The organism is Azotobacter beijerinckii (assembly GCF_900110885.1).
In the GTDB taxonomy this organism is placed as follows: Bacteria; Pseudomonadota; Gammaproteobacteria; order Pseudomonadales; family Pseudomonadaceae; genus Azotobacter; species Azotobacter beijerinckii.
In genome coordinates this window covers 119,755-135,561 of the sequence record NZ_FOFJ01000008.1, presented here as the reverse complement: position 1 = coordinate 135,561, position 15,807 = coordinate 119,755, and the positions used below count along the sequence as shown (strand labels likewise).

Annotated in this window: 13 protein-coding genes; 11 read left to right on the top strand and 2 right to left on the bottom strand. The window is 64.2% G+C overall.

Features of this window, described 5'->3' with window-relative positions; translation table 11 throughout:
• The coding region (locus tag BMY22_RS06450; protein ID WP_143068465.1) for a transposase family protein at positions 1-238 on the bottom strand (238 nt) is incomplete at its 3' end.
• A gap of 192 nt (positions 239-430) precedes the next feature.
• Between BMY22_RS06450 and rpmE the strand changes: the two genes are divergently transcribed.
• The 3 genes from rpmE to BMY22_RS06435 all read left to right on the top strand — a co-directional run bounded on the left by rpmE (position 431) and on the right by BMY22_RS06435 (position 3,881).
• Positions 431-643: a 50S ribosomal protein L31 gene (gene rpmE, locus BMY22_RS06445; RefSeq protein WP_039801850.1), complete on the top strand. Its 213-nt coding sequence runs from the start codon at positions 431-433 to the stop codon at positions 641-643.
• Positions 644-1,078: 435 nt separating this feature from the next.
• Positions 1,079-2,512, top strand: a complete 1,434-nt coding sequence (locus BMY22_RS06440) for a M48 family metalloprotease (protein WP_090620482.1) — start codon at positions 1,079-1,081, stop codon at positions 2,510-2,512.
• A 100-nt stretch (positions 2,513-2,612) separates the two neighbouring features.
• Positions 2,613-3,881 carry a malic enzyme-like NAD(P)-binding protein gene (locus BMY22_RS06435; protein WP_090620480.1) on the top strand — a complete coding sequence of 423 codons (1,269 nt, stop codon included), beginning with the start codon at positions 2,613-2,615 and terminating at the stop codon, positions 3,879-3,881.
• Positions 3,882-4,469: 588 nt separating this feature from the next.
• Here BMY22_RS06435 and BMY22_RS06430 read toward each other — a convergent pair.
• Positions 4,470-6,938 carry a penicillin-binding protein 1A gene (locus BMY22_RS06430; RefSeq protein WP_208599237.1) on the bottom strand — a complete coding sequence of 823 codons (2,469 nt, stop codon included), beginning with the start codon at positions 6,936-6,938 and terminating at the stop codon, positions 4,470-4,472.
• Positions 6,939-7,118: 180 nt separating this feature from the next.
• On the opposite strand from BMY22_RS06430, the gene BMY22_RS06425 reads away from it, so the two are divergent.
• Genes BMY22_RS06425 through BMY22_RS06390 form a run of 8 tightly spaced genes read left to right on the top strand, consistent with a single transcriptional unit; the run spans position 7,119 to position 15,613 of the window.
• Positions 7,119-8,183 (top strand): pilus assembly protein PilM, encoded by a 1,065-nt coding sequence (locus tag BMY22_RS06425; RefSeq protein WP_090620476.1) that lies wholly within the window; start codon positions 7,119-7,121, stop codon positions 8,181-8,183.
• Positions 8,184-8,864, top strand: coding sequence for a PilN domain-containing protein (locus BMY22_RS06420; protein ID WP_090620475.1), 681 nt, complete (start codon positions 8,184-8,186; stop codon positions 8,862-8,864).
• Positions 8,861-9,484: a type 4a pilus biogenesis protein PilO gene (gene pilO / locus BMY22_RS06415; RefSeq protein ID WP_090620473.1), complete on the top strand. Its 624-nt coding sequence runs from the start codon at positions 8,861-8,863 to the stop codon at positions 9,482-9,484. The genes BMY22_RS06420 and pilO overlap by 4 nt, the downstream gene beginning before the upstream one ends.
• Complete coding sequence (pilP, locus tag BMY22_RS06410; protein WP_090620471.1) at positions 9,481-10,005, top strand: type 4a pilus biogenesis lipoprotein PilP; 525 nt, start codon at positions 9,481-9,483, stop codon at positions 10,003-10,005. The genes pilO and pilP overlap by 4 nt, the downstream gene beginning before the upstream one ends.
• A 53-nt stretch (positions 10,006-10,058) precedes the next feature.
• Positions 10,059-12,137 (top strand): type IV pilus secretin PilQ, encoded by a 2,079-nt coding sequence (locus BMY22_RS06405; protein ID WP_090620469.1) that lies wholly within the window; start codon positions 10,059-10,061, stop codon positions 12,135-12,137.
• Positions 12,138-12,141: 4 nt separating this feature from the next.
• Positions 12,142-12,660, top strand: coding sequence for a shikimate kinase AroK (gene aroK / locus BMY22_RS24840; protein ID WP_090620468.1), 519 nt, complete (start codon positions 12,142-12,144; stop codon positions 12,658-12,660).
• Between the two features lie 51 nt (positions 12,661-12,711).
• Positions 12,712-13,815 (top strand): 3-dehydroquinate synthase, encoded by a 1,104-nt coding sequence (gene aroB / locus BMY22_RS06395; RefSeq protein ID WP_090620466.1) that lies wholly within the window; start codon positions 12,712-12,714, stop codon positions 13,813-13,815.
• A 7-nt stretch (positions 13,816-13,822) separates the two neighbouring features.
• Positions 13,823-15,613: an AAA family ATPase gene (locus BMY22_RS06390; protein ID WP_090620464.1), complete on the top strand. Its 1,791-nt coding sequence runs from the start codon at positions 13,823-13,825 to the stop codon at positions 15,611-15,613.
• Positions 15,614-15,807: the final 194 nt, after the last annotated feature.

Below are 15,807 nucleotides of genomic sequence, written 5' to 3'. Positions count from 1 at the left end.
GTCCGATGACGTCGCTGAGGGTGTCGTGCGAGGGAATACCGTTGGGCAGCGGCAGGAACTCGCGCAGCCAGGCTTCGTTCTCGTGGGCGAAGTCCTCGATGTCGACCCAGTCGTCATAACCGCACAGAGTAGCGCAGAGCGTGATCATGACGATGTCCTGCAGGGCGTGCAGCTTGTTGCGGGTTTCGCGCCGTGGGTCGACGAGCTTGGCGAAGTAGGGCTGGGGATTGGGCAGCATGATGGGGCTCGGAAAAGTCTTGTCCGTTACCGCTAATCCTCGTCCAACGCAAGAGCGATGTAGCGCGATTGCCCTGCCTCTCGGCCCGGTGCGCTTGCATCGCGGCAGTGCTCTGGTATCATCCGCCGCCTGTTTCCGTACGGTGCCTGACATAGGGTCGGGTGGCGGTACGCCAGAGTCGAGGACTTTTCCATGAAAGCCGATATCCATCCGAATTACGTCGAGATCGAAGCGACCTGCAGCTGCGGGAACGTGATCAAGACCCGCTCCACCCTTGGCAAGAACCTCAGCATCGACGTGTGCTCCGAGTGCCACCCGTTCTATACCGGCAAGCAGAAGGTGCTCGACACCGGCGGCCGTATCGACCGCTTCAAGCAGCGTTTCGGTGTGTTCGGCGCCAAGTAAGCGCCAATGGCCAGGATGGCCTGATGGACCGATTCGAGCTGCTGAGAAAGGCGCCCCAAGTGGGCGCCTTTTTCGTTTCCGTCGTCTGGGGAGTTCCCGCCCAAGCGTTCCGCCCGGCGCGGAGCGAGCGATCGAGCGTGCTGGGTGGCGATACCCGGCACCTTGTCGACGGTCGCCGCGTGCGGCTGAGTATGAAGTGCAGGGGCGCAGCGGCTTACCGAGGGGCTAGGCTATCAGATGGCGATGGCGCCACGTGGCGCTGGCCGGCTGTCTGCAGGAAGCCGAGCGTCGTGCGCGGGGCTGCGCCCGCCCTGTCGCGCCTGCCGGGATAGCGTATCGAGGTGCGCGTCGAGTGCTCGACCGCTCCCGTCGCGAGCGCGTGGACAGGGCGCCGGATGCGCCGTTGCCCCATCCGCTCATGCTCGAGGTGCCGCCATGAAGCCATGCTTGGTCCTGCTGCTGCTGGGGTTGCTGGCGGGCTGCGCGACCAATCCGGTCAGCGGGCACAGCGATTTCGTCATGATGAGCGAGCGCCAGGAGCTGGAGCTCGGCCATCGCCTCCACCAGCAGATCCTCGAGCAATATCCGCGCTATGCCGACGAGCGGCTGCAGGCCTATGTGCAGCAGGTCGGCGAACGGGTCGCCCGCTACAGTCACCGCAGTGCTCTGGATTACCACTTCACCGTGCTCGACTCGCCGGAGCTGAACGCCTTCGCCCTGCCCGGCGGCTACGTCTACATCCACCGCGGCCTGCTGGCCTACCTCAATTCGGAGGCCGAGCTGGCGGCAGTGCTCGGCCACGAGGTCGGGCATGTCACGGCGCGCCACGGGGTGCGCCAGCAGAGCCAGGCGAGTGCCTGGAACATCGTCAGTCAGATCATCGCCATCGGTACCGGGGTGGGCGCGGCGGGCGATCTGACCAGCGTGCTCGGGAGTGTCCTGGTGCGCGGCTACGGGCGGGATATGGAACTGGAGGCCGATGGGCTCGGCGCGCAGTATCTGGCGCGGGCCGGCTACGATCCCGAGGCGATGATCGCGGTGGTCCGGCTCTTGAAGAACCAGGAGGACTTTGCCCGCCAGGAGGCCGCCCAGCGCGGCGAGCCACCGCCGGAGTCGGGTTATCACGGGCTCTTCGATAGCCATCCGGACAGCGATCGACGCCTGCACGAGGTGGTCGGCGCTGCGCATGCGCTGGTCGCGGTACGCCGGGAGGTGAATCGGGAGGGCTTTCTCGAGCAGATCGAGGGCTTGCCCTTCGGCGATTCGGAGGCTTCCGGGATGATCCGCGGACAGGCCTTCTATCACGGTCCGCTGGACTTCACCCTGCGCTTTCCCGAGGGCTGGGAGCTGGTCAATCGGCCGGATGCACTGGTCGGGCTGGCGCCGGATCGCCAGGCGCTGATCGCTATGACCATGGAGCCCGTCGATCCGCAGCTGGCGCCGGAGGCATTCCTGCAGCAGCGCACCGGCGATAGCCCTCTGCTCGAGGGTCGCCCCCTGAACCCGCAGGGGCTGCAGGGGTATACCGGCGTCATGGCCGGTACCCCGGCCCGGCGGGTCGCGGTCCTGTACCGGGAGCGCCAGGCTTTCCTGTTCGTGGCGGCACTCAAGGGCAAGTCCAGCCTGGGGGCGGCGGATGCGGACTTCCTGCAGGTGATCGGCAGTTTCCGCCCGCTCCGGGACGCCGAACGGAAGCTGGCCCAGCCGTTGCGGTTGCACCGGGTGCGGGTTGGCGAGGGGCAGCGGCTGGCCGAACTCAGTCAGGCCAGCGGGGTGGCGGAGGCGTCCGTGATGCGCTTACGGCTGTTGAACAACCTCTATCCGGACCTCGAACCGCGTCCGGGAGACTGGCTGAAAGTCTTATATTAGAGGCCTTGACATGCGTCGTTGAGTGCTATTGTTGGTACTCGTCGTCTTGCCGTATGCTCGCCGTGCAAGTCGCAACATAATAAAAGTGGAAATTATAAATATGTCCGATCTCAAAACCGCCGCCCTCGAATACCACGCTCATCCGCGCCCCGGAAAGCTGAGCGTGGAGTTGACCAAACCCACCCAAACCGCCCGCGACCTGTCGCTGGCCTATAGCCCCGGCGTCGCCGAGCCGGTGCGGGAAATTGCCCGCGATCCCGAACTGGCCTACACCTACACCGGCAAGGGCAATCTGGTCGCCGTCATTTCCGACGGTACCGCGATCCTCGGCCTGGGCAATCTCGGTCCGCTGGCCTCCAAGCCGGTCATGGAAGGCAAGGGCGTGCTGTTCAAGCGCTTCGCCGGGGTCGATGTGTTCGACATCGAAGTCGACGCGGAGAGCCCGCAGGCCTTCATCGATACCGTCAAGCGCATTTCTATCACCTTCGGTGGCATCAACCTGGAGGACATCAAGGCGCCCGAGTGCTTCGAGATCGAGCGTGCCCTGATCGAGCAGTGCGACATCCCGGTGTTCCACGACGACCAGCACGGTACCGCCATCGTCACCGCGGCCGGCATGCTCAATGCACTGGAGATCGCCGGCAAGACCCTGGCGACTGCCAAAATCGTCTGTCTTGGCGCCGGTGCCGCGGCCATCTCCTGCATGCGTCTGCTGGTCAGCCTGGGTGCCAAGGTGGAGAACATCCACATGCTCGACCGCCAGGGGGTCATCCATGCCGGGCGTGACGACCTGAATCAGTACAAGGCGGTGTTCGCCCACGAGACCGACAAGCGCACCCTGGCCGATGCCCTCGACGGCGCCGACGTTTTCGTCGGTTTGTCCGGCGCCAACCTGCTGAGTGCGGAAAACCTGCTGCGCATGGCGCCGAATCCGATCGTCTTCGCCTGTTCCAACCCGGACCCGGAGATCAGGCCGGAGCTGGCCCATGCCACGCGCAGCGACGTGATCATGGCCACCGGGCGCTCCGACTATCCGAACCAGGTGAACAACGTGCTGGGCTTCCCCTTCATCTTCCGTGGCGCCCTGGATGTCCGCGCCACCCGCATCAACGAGGAGATGAAGATCGCTGCGGCCCACGCCCTGCGCGAACTGGCCAAGCTGCCGGTGCCGAAGGAGGTCTGCGAAGCCTACGGGGTGTCGGGGCTGGAGTTCGGTCGCGAGTACATCATTCCCAAACCGATGGACCCGCGGCTGATCACCGTGGTGTCCGACGCCGTGGCCCGGGCCGCCATCGAAAGCGGCGTGGCTTCCCTGCCCTACCCGAAGCACTATCCCCTGCAGTCGGTGGAGGCGGTGTTCGGCGGCTGACCGGTCAGTCGCCGATATGAAACTCCGCCTCGACAGACGGTGTGAGAACCTGGCAGTCGGTGGGGGTGGGGCCGATGAGAACAATGCCCGTATCGCAAGATACGGGCATTGTCATTTCATGGCTTACATCTGCGGTTAACTCCCCGGTCAGAGCAGTCTGTTCCTCCATCGGCCTCAATGAACATTCCCGACGATCATCTGGTGCGCGTCGTCGCCAGGGGGCGTACTGCGGCTGGCCTGCAGCTGTCAGAGCGCCGTCGATGTCGAGCGTTGTCTGGTCGCGCATCACGAGGTGACCCGGGAGGGTAACGACAGTCGCCCGTTGGAGCCGATGGCCATTCCGGCGGCGAGCAGTTCCTGGCCGGCGAGGAGGCCGGTATCACGGCGTATGTCCCCTCTCAAGCAGGCCATCGGCGTGCCGGGAGCCCGGTGCTTGATGGCGCTACTGGCCTGAGCGGACTTTTGTCCGCTCTCGGGAGGCGGGCAACGGCCCGGCGACAAACGCTCCGAGCAGGTCGGGGCGTTTGTTCAAGCCGCTGCAGCGTGTTTTCACGCCGTCTGATCGAACGGGGTTTCTTTCTGAAAGGTTCAGAACAGGTCGATCGGGGGTGCGGACTCTTTCGCCAGGCTGCCCGGGCTGGTGGAGTCCTCCTCGCGGGCCACGGGCGGCGGATCTTCGTTCTTGAACAGCTCGAAGAAGGCGCCGGGGGTACCGGGCGAGGCGATGCGTCCGCTGCTGGGGTTGATCCGCAGGGTCAGCAGCCCTTCGGGTTCGGCCTGCAGATGGGGTGGTTTGTCCTTCAGGGCGGTGCCCATGAAGCTCATCCAGATCGGCAGGGCCACGGTGTTGCCGTATTCGTGGCTACCCAGACTGTCCGGCTGGTCGAAGCCGGCCCAGACGGTGGTGACGTAGTCGGCGTTGTAGCCGGAGAACCAGCTGTCCTTGGATTCGTTGGTGGTTCCGGTCTTGCCGGCCAAGTCGCTGCGTCCCATCTCCAGGGCGCGGCGAGCGGTGCCGCGCTTGATCACATCCTGCAGCATGCTGGTCATGATGTAGGTGGTGCGGGCATCGACGATGCGCTCGGCGGCTATCGGCGCGGTCGCCTCCGGGGATGGGTTGGCTGGCGCCGGCTGGGCGGCGCCCTGGATAGCGCTGCCGGCGGCGCCTGGCGCCGAGTCGCCGGTGGTGGCCTGTCCACCGGTCGCGGCAACGGGCGTCGGCTGTTCCTCGGGGGCGCGGGGCGGGTTGGCCTGGTAGAGGAGTTTTCCGGTGCGGTCTTCGATGCGTTCGATCAGGTAGGGCTGGATGCGATAGCCGCCGTTGGCGAAGGTGCTCCAGCCACCGGCGATTTCCAGGGGGGTCAGGTTGGCCGTGCCCAGTGCCAGGGACAGGTTGCGCGGCAGGTCCTGCCTGTCGAACCCAAAGCGCCCAATGTAATTCAGCGTGTAGTCGATGCCGGCACTCTGTAGCAGTCGGATCGACACCATGTTGCGCGATTTGTACAGGGCTTCGCGCATGCGGATCGGGCCGAGGAAGGTGTTGGTGTCGTTCTTGGGGCGCCAGACCGTATCCAGGTACGGGTCGACGAAGACGATGGGGGCGTCGTTGATCAGGCTGGCGGCGGTGAAGCCGCGATCCAGGGCCGCGCTGTAGATGAAGGGCTTGAAGCTCGAACCGGGCTGTCGTTTGGCTTGGGCGGCGCGATTGTAGTTGCTCTGCTCGAAGGCAAAGCCGCCCACCAGGGCGCGGATCGCCCCGCTCCGCGGATCGAGGGAAACCAGGGCGCTCTGTGCCGCGGGGACCTGGCTGAAGACGAGACGGCCGTCCTCCTGGCGCAGGACGCGAATCAGGTCGCCGGTCTTGACCACCTGGCCCGGATGCTGCGGTTTGGGTCCCTGGCTGTCGGAATTGATGAAGGGGCGGGCCCAGCTCATGCTCTCCCAGCTCACCCTTTCTTCGTCGCCGCCGCGCGTCAGGACCTGGATACCGCTGCCCTCGACCCGGGTGACGACGGCGGGCTCGAGGCCGCCGATGGTTCGCCGCTTGTTCAGTTCGTCCAGCCAGACGCTCCTGTTCGAGCCCGACAGATGGGTCTCGGGGCCGCGATAGCCATGGCGCCGGTCGTAGTCGAGCAGGCCCTGGCGCACGGCGGCGCTGGCCGCTTCCTGCAGGTCGCTGGGAATCGTGGTAGTGACCCGGAAGCCTTCGGTATAGGCGTCGCTGCCGTAGCGGCCGACCAGCTCGGCGCGGGCCATTTCGGCGATGTAGGGCGCGTTCAGCTCCGGGGTTGGTACGTGGTAGCTGGCATCTGCGGGCTCTGCCAGGGCTTGCTGGTAGCGCGCCTCGTCGATGTATCCCAGCTTGTACATGCGCCCGAGAATCCAGTCGCGCCGCTCCTTGCTGCGTGCCGGGTTGGCCAGCGGATTGAAGCGCGACGGGGCTTTCGGCAGGCCGGCGATCATGGCCATCTGGGCCAGGCTCAGCTCGCGGATGGGCTTGCCGTAATAAACCTGGGCTGCTGCCTCGATGCCGTAGGCACGGTTGCCGAGGTAGATCTTGTTGACGTAGAGCTCGAGGATTTCCTCCTTGCTGAGCTCCTGCTCGATCTGCAGGGCGAGAAGGATCTCGTTGGCCTTGCGCGAGAAACTCCGCTCGCTGGTGAGGAAGAAATTCTTCGCCACCTGCATGGTGATGGTGCTGCCTCCGGTCTGAATATGTCCGCTGCTCAATAATTGCGTGGCAGCGCGCATCAGGCTGACAAGGTCGACGCCATAATGGTTGGCAAAATTATCGTCCTCCGCGGTGAGCAGGGCATGGATGAAGTCCGGCGGAATGTCGGCATAGCGGATGGGTGTGCGGCGCATTTCGCCGAACTCCGCAATCAGCTTGTCGTCGCTGCTGTATATCCGCAGGGGGATTTGCAGCTGGATGGTGCGCAGCGATTCGGCCGACGGGAGGCTGGGGCTCAGGTAGAGGAAAGCTCCGCTCAGGCCGAGCAGCAGGCTGCTGAAAATGGCGACGAAGGTCCAGCCGAAGAATCTAAGCAAACGCATCAAGGCCGCGGGGTTTCCAGATGAAAGAGAGACGGAATTTCAGGCGAGGCGAAAAGCGAAAAGCCGGTCACATTATATGCGGTTTTCTTGCCGGATAGCCATTTACGCTTCTGTCAAGCCTGTTATCTAATGCGGCATTACATAAATTGTCCGTAAGTTGCGGATACAGCAAGGAAATTGGTTGTGCTAGGGCTCTTCAACAAGAAAGCGGGTTCGTTACTGGGGATCGATATTAGTTCGACCACGGTCAAGCTTATCGAATTGAGTCGTTCGGGTAATCGCTACCGGGTGGAGGCCTACGCCGTCGAACCGCTCCCTGCCAATGCCGTCCTCGAGAAGAGCATCGTCGATCTCGACGGTGTCGGCCAGACCTTGGTCAAGGTGCTGGCCAAGGCCAAGACCGGAACCAAGGCTGCGGCGGTGGCCGTGGCGGGTTCCGTGGTGATTACCAAAACCATCGAGATGGATGCCGGACTTTCCGAGGACGAAATGGAAACCCAGTTGAAGCTCGAGGCCGACCAGTACATTCCTTATCCCCTCGATGAGGTGGCGATCGACTTCGAGATTCTGGGGCCGCTGCCGCGCAGCCCCGGTCGCGTCGAGGTGCTGCTCGCCGCCTGCCGCAAGGAGAACGTCGAGGCTCGCGAAGCGGTGCTGGCGCTGGCCGGGCTGACAGCCAAGGTCGTCGATGTCGAGGCCTATGCGATGGAGCGCGCCTGCGGACTGCTGATCGATCAGTTGGGCGGCGATCCGGCGGGACTGACCGTGGCTGTCGTCGATATCGGCGCGACCATGATGACGCTCAGCGTATTGCATGACGGCCGTACCCTCTATACCCGCGAGCAGCTGTTCGGCGGCAAGCAGCTCACCGACGAGATCCAGCGCCGCTATGGCCTGTCCATGGCCGAAGCCGGTATGGCCAAGAAAAAGGGCGGACTTCCGGATGGCTATGACAGCGAGGTTTTACAGCCGTTCAAAGAAGCCGTCGTGCAGCAGGTTTCCCGTTCTCTGCAGTTTTTTTTCGCGGCAGGCCAGTACAACCAGGTCGACTACATCCTGCTGGCGGGTGGGACCTCCTCGCTGCCGGGGCTGGACCAGCTGGTCCAGCAGAAGACCGGGACCCGGACGCTGGTCGCCAACCCGTTTGCCGAGATGGCGCTGAGTCCCAAGGTGAATGCCTCGGCACTGGTCAGCGATGCCCCGGCGATGATGGTTGCCTGCGGTCTGGCGATGAGGAGTTTCGATTAGATGGCGCGGATCAACCTTCTACCCTGGCGCGAGCAGCTTCGCGAGGAACGCCGGCAGCGTTTTCTGGTCGCGCTGGGGGCGGTGTTGCTGGTTGCCGGTGGCCTGGTTTTCCTTGGTGATCAATACCTGAACGCGAGCATCGACGCGCAGCGTGCGCGCAATGATTTCCTTCGCAAGGAGATCGCTGTGCTCGATGCCCGGATCAAGGAGATCAGCGAACTCAAAACCCGTCGCCAGCAGTTGCTGGAGCGGATGAAGATCATTCAGGACCTGCAGGGCAATCGGCCGATCATCGGGCGTGTGTTCGATCAGTTGGTCCGTACCTTGCCTGATGGCGTGTATTTCACCTCCCTGAAGATGACCGGCAAGAATATCGCCATCGAAGGTGCCGCCGAATCCAATAACCGTGTCTCGAGCCTGATGCGTAATCTGGACGGCTCGGAATGGCTCGAGGCGCCCAACCTGACGGCCGTGAAGGCGGTAACGGCCGGTGCTTTGGATCAGGCCAACGTATTCCAGCTGACCGTGCAGCAGGTGCAGCCGGGCGAGGACGGGGACAAGGGCGAGGGAGCGAAGAAAGAGGGCGCGAAGAAAGAGGGGGGGGCAGGATTGCCTGTTGCTGGCGGAGCGACGCAGTCCGTTCGGGATGATGCGCAAAAGAAAGGAGGAAAGCGGAAATGAATTTGTCCGAGTCCTTGGAAAGTTTGCGCAAGATCGATCTGGCCGACCTGGATCTGAACAACCTGGGGTCGTGGCCGGCCCCGGTGAAAGCCATCACCGGCCTGCTGCTGCTGATTGCGGTCCTGGCGCTGGGCTACAACTTCCACCTCAAGGATCTGCAGGAGCAACTCGAGCGGGAGCGTGGCGAAGAGGGTACCCTGAAGCAGCAGTTTGCCACCAAGGCCTCCCAGGCGGCGAACCTGGAGGCCTACCGGCAGCAGATGGCGGAGATGGAAACCTCCTTCGGTGTCTTGTTGCGGCAGTTGCCGAGCGATACCGAAGTGCCGGGGCTGCTCGAGGATATCACCCGTACCGGACTGGGCAGCGGGCTGGAGTTCGAGGAAATCAAACTTCTCGCGGAAGTTATCCAGCAGTTTTATATCGAATTGCCGATCCAGATATCCGTGGTGGGCAACTATCACGATCTGGCCACGTTCGCCAGTGGCGTCGCCAGTCTTCCGCGAATAGTCACACTGCATGATTTCGAAATAAAACCCGCGGCAGCGGGAAACAATACGAAGTTGCGCATGAAAGTTCTGGCCAAGACTTACCGCTATAACGACAAGGGACTGCATAAATGAGGGGTTCCCGTCTGGTTTGCATTGTGGCCCTTGTCGGACTTTCCGGCTGCGATGTCGGCAATGAGTTTCAGGATTTGCAGGCTTATATGGACGAAGTTCGTGCGCGGCCCAAGGGTGCGATCGAGCCGCTGCCGACGTTTCAGCCCTACGAGGCCTTTACTTACAGTGCGGCGGCCATGCGCAGTCCGTTCCAGCCGCCGGTGAAAATCGATTTGGCCATTCAGCAGAGGGGCTCGAAGGACATCCGGCCGGATGAGGGACGGGTCAAGCAGTATCTCGAGGGGTTCAACATCGAAGTCTTCGAGATGGTCGGCACGCTCTCCAACGGGGCGGGTATGCAGGCTCTGGTGCGCGGGGCGGGCGGCGTTCATCGGGTGAAGGTGGGCGACTATCTGGGGCGCAACCATGGCCGCATCGTCAGGATCAATGAGGCCGCCGTCGATGTCGTGGAGATCGTTCCCGATGGCGAGGGCGGCTGGCTGGAGCGCCCGCGCAGCCTCACGTTGAAGGAGCGCTCGTGATGGGCGGATCCAGCATGAAGAAAAATTCCCGGTCGGCATTACGGAACCAGTCAATGAACAGCACCCTTTCGCGTCTTGGTATTTCAGTCCTGGCTGCTCTGCTGTCGCCGGAGTTATCGGCAGCCGATCTCAAGGCCCTGGACGTGGCCGCCCTGCCTGGCGATCGGGTCGAACTCAAGTTGTCGTTCGACGAGCCCGTACCGGCGCCGCGTGGCTACACCATCGAGCAACCGGCGCGCATCGCTCTGGACCTGCCCGGCGTGGCCAACAAGCTGGGGACCAAGCATCGCGAACTGGGGGTCGGCAACGCCCGCAGCGTCACTCTGGTGGAGGCGAACGGCCGTACCCGGATGATCGTCAATCTGGCCGCCCTGTCGCCCTACAGTACGCGTGCCGAGGGCAACCACCTCTATATCGTGCTTGGCGAGTCGGCCGCCGCGCCCCAGCAGGCCCGCACTGCGCCGCCGCCTGTCGTTGCGGCGACACCGGCCCCGCTGGTCAAGTCCTACGCGCCGGCAGGCAAGGCCATCCAGGGAATCGACTTCCAGCGCGGCGCGCAGGGCGAGGGCAACGTGGTCATCGACCTGTCGAGCCCGGGCATGAACCCCGATGTCCAGGAGCAGGGCGGCAAGATCCGCCTGGATTTCCCGGGTACGCAGTTGCCGGAGTCCCTGCGAGCGCGCTTGGACGTCAAGGATTTCGCTACGCCTGTGCAGTTCGTGAGTGCCTCGAGTCAGGGAGGCAAGGCCAGCATCCTCATCGAGCCGTCCGGCCTGTTCGACTATCTGGTCTACCAGGCCGACAATCGCCTGACCGTCAGTGTCAAGCCGCTGACCCAGGAAAATGTCGCCAAGCGCAATGCCGATCGTTTCGCCTACAGCGGCGAGAAGCTGTCGCTGAACTTCCAGGATATCGATGTCCGCTCGGTGCTGCAGCTGATCGCCGACTTCACCAACCTCAACCTGGTGGCTAGCGACACCGTGCAGGGCAATATCACGCTGCGTCTGCAGAATGTGCCTTGGGACCAGGCGCTCGACCTGGTGCTCAAGACCAAGGGGTTGGACAAGCGCAAGGTCGGCAATGTCTTGCTGGTGGCGCCGGCCGACGAGATCGCGGCGCGCGAGCGTCAGGAGCTGGAGGCGCAACAGCAGATCGCCGAGCTGGCGCCCCTGCGCCGCGAGCTGGTCCAGGTGAACTACGCCAAGGCGGCGGACATCGCCAAGCTGTTCCAGTCGGTCACCAGCGCCGAGGAAGCCGAGGATCAGCGCGGTTCCATCACGGTCGACGAGCGGACCAACAACATCATCGCCTACCAGACCCAAGAGCGTCTGGACGAGCTGCGGCGAATCGTCGCCCAGCTGGACATCCCGGTGCGCCAGGTGATGATCGAGGCGCGCATCGTCGAGGCTGTCGTCGGCTATGACAAGAGCCTGGGCGTGCGCTGGGGCGGAACTGTTACCAGTGGCAATGCGGCGCTCTATGGCCTGGACGACAACGGCGACGAGGCCGGTAATACTGGCAGCGATCTGTCGTCGAATACCCCTTTCGTCGATCTGGGGGCCACGGATGCGACGTCCGGCTTCGGTCTCGCTGTGGTGACGGACAATCTGCTGCTGGATCTGGAGTTGTCGGCGATGGAGAAGACCGGCAATGGCGAGGTCATCTCGCAACCCAAGGTGCTGACCTCGGACAAGGAAACGGCAAAGATCTTGACGGGGACCGAGATCCCCTACCAAAGCCAGACCTCCAGCGGGGCAACCGACGTCTCCTGGAAGGATGCGGCCCTGTCCTTGGAGGTCACGCCGCAGATCACGCCCGACAATCGGATCATCATGGCCGTCAAGGTGAACAAGGATGAGCCCGACTATACCAATGCGGTGAACGGTGAACCGCCGATCAAGAAGAACTCGGTCAATGCCAAGGTGCTGATCGGCGACGGCGAAACCATCGTGATCGGCGGGGTCTTCTCCAATAGCCAGAGCAAGTCCGTGGAGAAGGTGCCTTTCCTCGGCGACCTGCCGTTCATCGGTCGCTTTTTCCGCAGCGATACGGTCACCGACAGCAAATCCGAGCTGCTTGTTTTCCTGACTCCGCGTATCCTTAACAGCCAGGCTATTGCGGTGAGTCGTTGAGTCAGTGCGAAATGTGATCCTCGTGGGCCCGATGGGCTCGGGCAAGAGCACCATCGGGCGTTTGCTTGCCAAAGAATTGCGGTTGACGTTCAAGGATTCCGACAAGGAAATCGAGCAGCGTACCGGCGCCGACATTCCCTGGATCTTCGATGTGGAAGGGGAGGCGGGGTTTCGCGAGCGCGAGCAGGCGATGATTGGGGAACTTTGCACGGACGACGGCATCGTACTCGCCACGGGTGGCGGTGCCGTGCTGCGGCTCGAGAATCGCACCGCCTTGCGCTCGGGGGGGCGGGTCGTCTATCTGCATGCCTCGGTTGCCCAGCAGCTGGAGCGCACGTCCCGCGACCGCAATCGCCCGCTGCTGCGTGCTGCCGATCCGGGGCAGGTACTCAGCGACCTGATGGTCATTCGGGACCCGCTGTACCGGGAGGTCGCCGATCTGGTGGTGGAAACCGACGAGCGTCCGCCGCGCATGGTCGTGGAAGAAATTCTCGATCGCCTGCACATGCTGCCGCCTCGTTAAAGCCGGACGCAACTGCGCTATCCTAGCGCCCTTTCCAATCCGGGGGCTTTCATGCAGACGTTACAGGTTGATCTCGGCGAGCGCAGTTATCCCATTTATATCGGGGCCGACCTGCTGGGCAGGACGGAGTGCATCGCTCCGCATCTGGCCGGTCGCCAGGTGGCGGTGGTCACCAACGAGACTGTGGCTCCTCTCTATCTGGAAAAGCTGACCCGGACGCTGTCCGGCTGCGAGTTGACCACCATCGTGCTGCCGGATGGCGAGTCCTTCAAGAACTGGGAAACCCTGCAGAGGATTTTCGACGGCCTGCTCGCGGCGCGGCACGACCGGCGTACCACGCTCATTGCCCTGGGCGGCGGCGTGATCGGCGACATGGCCGGGTTTGCCGCTGCCTGTTATCAGCGTGGGGTCGACTTCATCCAGGTACCGACGACCTTGCTGTCCCAGGTGGATTCCTCGGTGGGGGGCAAGACCGGGATCAACCACCCGCTGGGCAAGAACATGATCGGCGCCTTCTATCAACCGAAGGCCGTGGTGATCGACACCTCCACCCTGGCGACCCTGCCGGCGCGGGAACTGTCCGCCGGCCTGGCCGAGGTGATCAAGTACGGCCTGATCTGCGACGAGCCCTTCCTGGGCTGGCTGGAGGCGCACATGGAGGCGCTGCGTGCCCTGGATACGGCGCTCCTGACCGAGGCGATCGCCCGCTCCTGCGCAGCCAAGGCGCGGGTGGTCGGTGCCGACGAGCGCGAGTCGGGGGTTCGTGCCACCTTGAACCTGGGGCACACCTTCGGTCATGCCATCGAAACCCACATGGGCTACGGTTCCTGGTTGCATGGCGAGGCTGTGGCCGCGGGCACCGTCATGGCCCTGGAAATGTCCCGGCGCCTGGGGTGGATCGATGAGGCGGGGCGTGATCGTGGTATCCGCCTGCTGCTGCGGGCGGGGCTGCCCGTGGTGCCGCCGGTGGAAATGAGTACGGACGATTTCCTCCGGCACATGGCCGTCGACAAGAAGGTGCTGGGCGGCCAGCTGCGGCTGGTGCTGCTCCGGCGCCTGGGCGAGGCGGTGGTGACCGGGGACTTCCCGCGCGAGGCCTTGCAGGCCACCCTGGATACCGACTACCGGATGCTGATGGAACAGACCAGTCACTGAGAAAGCCATGACCAGTTTGCACGCAGATGAAGCGCTCCTGACCTACTACCAATTCAGCCACGACCCCTTTGCGCCGCGGACGCCGGGCTTCAAGTTCTTCCCGGCACAGCGCAAGCAGGTGCTGGGTCAGTTGCATCACCTTGCCCGCTACAGTCGGTTGCTACTGGTGGTCAGTGGGCCGCTGGGCAGTGGCAAGACGCTCCTGCGACAGGCCTTGGTGGCCAGTAGCAACAAGCAGGCGGTGCTGTGCGTTGTGGTTTCCGCGCGGGCTTCGGCGCGGGTCGATGGCTTGCTGCGGCAGATCGCCCTTGGGCTCGGTTTGGAGCATGCGGACGAGCGATCGATCCTGGCGCGGGTGGAGCAACTGGTCGCCGCGGGCCAGGAGGTTTACCTGCTGGTGGACGATGCGGAGTTGCTGGAAACGGTTGCCCTCGATGCACTGCTGGCCCTGGCGGCGGGGACGGTGGTGGCGCGGCCGCGCGTGTTCCTGTTCGGCGAGCCGGAGCTGGTGACGCGTCTGCAGTCCCTGGCCGGCGGCGAGGAGCGCTTCCATGTGCTGCGCCTGAATCCCTATACGCTGGACGACACGCGCGAATACCTGGCTCAGCGCCTGGAGGGGGCGGGGAGCGATATCGGGTTGCTCAGCGACGAGCAGGTCGAGGCGATTCACCGCGACTCCGGCGGTTGGCCAGGGGAAATCAACCGGTTTGCCCGTGAGTTGCTGCACGAAGAGATGCAGTTCGGGCACGAAGAGGGCGGTGAAGATACGCCTGGCTGGGTCTTGCCGAAGAAGCATCTGCTGGCCTTGGCTGCGGTTGCCCTGGCCGTTGTGGCGGCCTGGTTCATCCGCGGCGGATCGGAAGGCGAGCCCCCGGCGGTCGCATTGCAGCCGCCATCAGAAGGGCCGAGCGCTCCGGTCGCCGAGCCGGCGGGCGAGAGCCGGCCGGTGCTGCGCGAGCCCTTGGCCCAGGCGGCGAGCGAGGCGGACGTCGAGGATATCGGGGTGGCCGGCTCGGCGGCGGTTTTGGCCGCCACTTCCTCCGCGGCTGCATTGGCACCAGCCAATCCGACGCCGGCACCGGTCAAGCTGGCAGCGCATGCGCCGAGGGTGGACTCCCGGGCGCCTGTGACGGTACAGCCGGCTCCGCCGCCTCCTCAGTCCAGGTCCGTCACTCTCCCGCCGCCGGTCGCTGCAAGGTCGGTCGAGATACCTGTGCCAGCTCCGGCGCCGCGGGTGGCCGCCAAGCCCGTGCCGGCCCCGGCGATTGCCGCCCCTGCCACGCAGACGGTTGCGAAGCTGGCACCGGCGGCATCGGTCCCTCAGGCGGCTCCGAAACCGGCACCTCAGTCGGCACCTGCCCCCCAGTCGGCTCCGAAACCGGCACCTCAGCCGGCACCTGCCCCCCGGGCGGCCCCGAAACCGGCACCTCAGCCGGCACCTGCCCCCCAGGCGGCCCCGAAACCGGTACCTCAGCCGGCGCCTGTCTCCCAGGCGGCGCCGAAACCAGCGCCTCAATCGGCGCCGGTCCCTCAGTCGGCTGCTTCGCGCTATACCCTGCAGGTGCTCGGTACGCGTTCGGAGAGCAGTGCGCAATCCTTCGTGCGCACCCAGGGGGCAGGCTACCGTTACTTCCGGAAGCTGCATCAGGGGCAGCCGCTGTTCGTGGTCACCTACGGCAGTTTCGCCAGCCGCGACGAGGCGCAGGCGGCGATCAAGAACCTGCCGGCATCGGTGCAGGCCAGCAAGCCCTGGCCGCGTACTTTGGCCAGCGTTCAGCAGGAGGCCGGGGCGCGTTGATATCGCTCTAACACGACAGGTTCGATTTATCTTTCAAGATCGCGACACCCTGCTACGAGAAAACGACTCGGGCGTTTGTGGTGTGGGGGCGGGTATGCGACAATACCTGCCCTTTTTGCCTGTTCGATGCTGGGAGCGATCCCGGTTGCGTGGGCAAGCACGTTTGAAAGCAAAGAATCTGCCCGGTGAGAGTG

What these genes read in the sequence shown, in the direction of transcription:
- rpmE (WP_039801850.1), top strand. Translation starts at nt 431, where the DNA reads ATGAAAGCCGATATCCATCCGAATTACGTCGAGATCGAAGCGACCTGC.
- BMY22_RS06440 (WP_090620482.1), top strand. Translation starts at nt 1,079, where the DNA reads ATGAAGCCATGCTTGGTCCTGCTGCTGCTGGGGTTGCTGGCGGGCTGC.
- BMY22_RS06435 (WP_090620480.1), top strand. Translation starts at nt 2,613, where the DNA reads ATGTCCGATCTCAAAACCGCCGCCCTCGAATACCACGCTCATCCGCGC.
- BMY22_RS06420 (WP_090620475.1), top strand. Translation starts at nt 8,184, where the DNA reads ATGGCGCGGATCAACCTTCTACCCTGGCGCGAGCAGCTTCGCGAGGAA.
- pilO (WP_090620473.1), top strand. Translation starts at nt 8,861, where the DNA reads ATGAATTTGTCCGAGTCCTTGGAAAGTTTGCGCAAGATCGATCTGGCC.
- pilP (WP_090620471.1), top strand. Translation starts at nt 9,481, where the DNA reads ATGAGGGGTTCCCGTCTGGTTTGCATTGTGGCCCTTGTCGGACTTTCC.
- BMY22_RS06405 (WP_090620469.1), top strand. Translation starts at nt 10,059, where the DNA reads ATGAACAGCACCCTTTCGCGTCTTGGTATTTCAGTCCTGGCTGCTCTG.
- aroB (WP_090620466.1), top strand. Translation starts at nt 12,712, where the DNA reads ATGCAGACGTTACAGGTTGATCTCGGCGAGCGCAGTTATCCCATTTAT.
- BMY22_RS06390 (WP_090620464.1), top strand. Translation starts at nt 13,823, where the DNA reads ATGACCAGTTTGCACGCAGATGAAGCGCTCCTGACCTACTACCAATTC.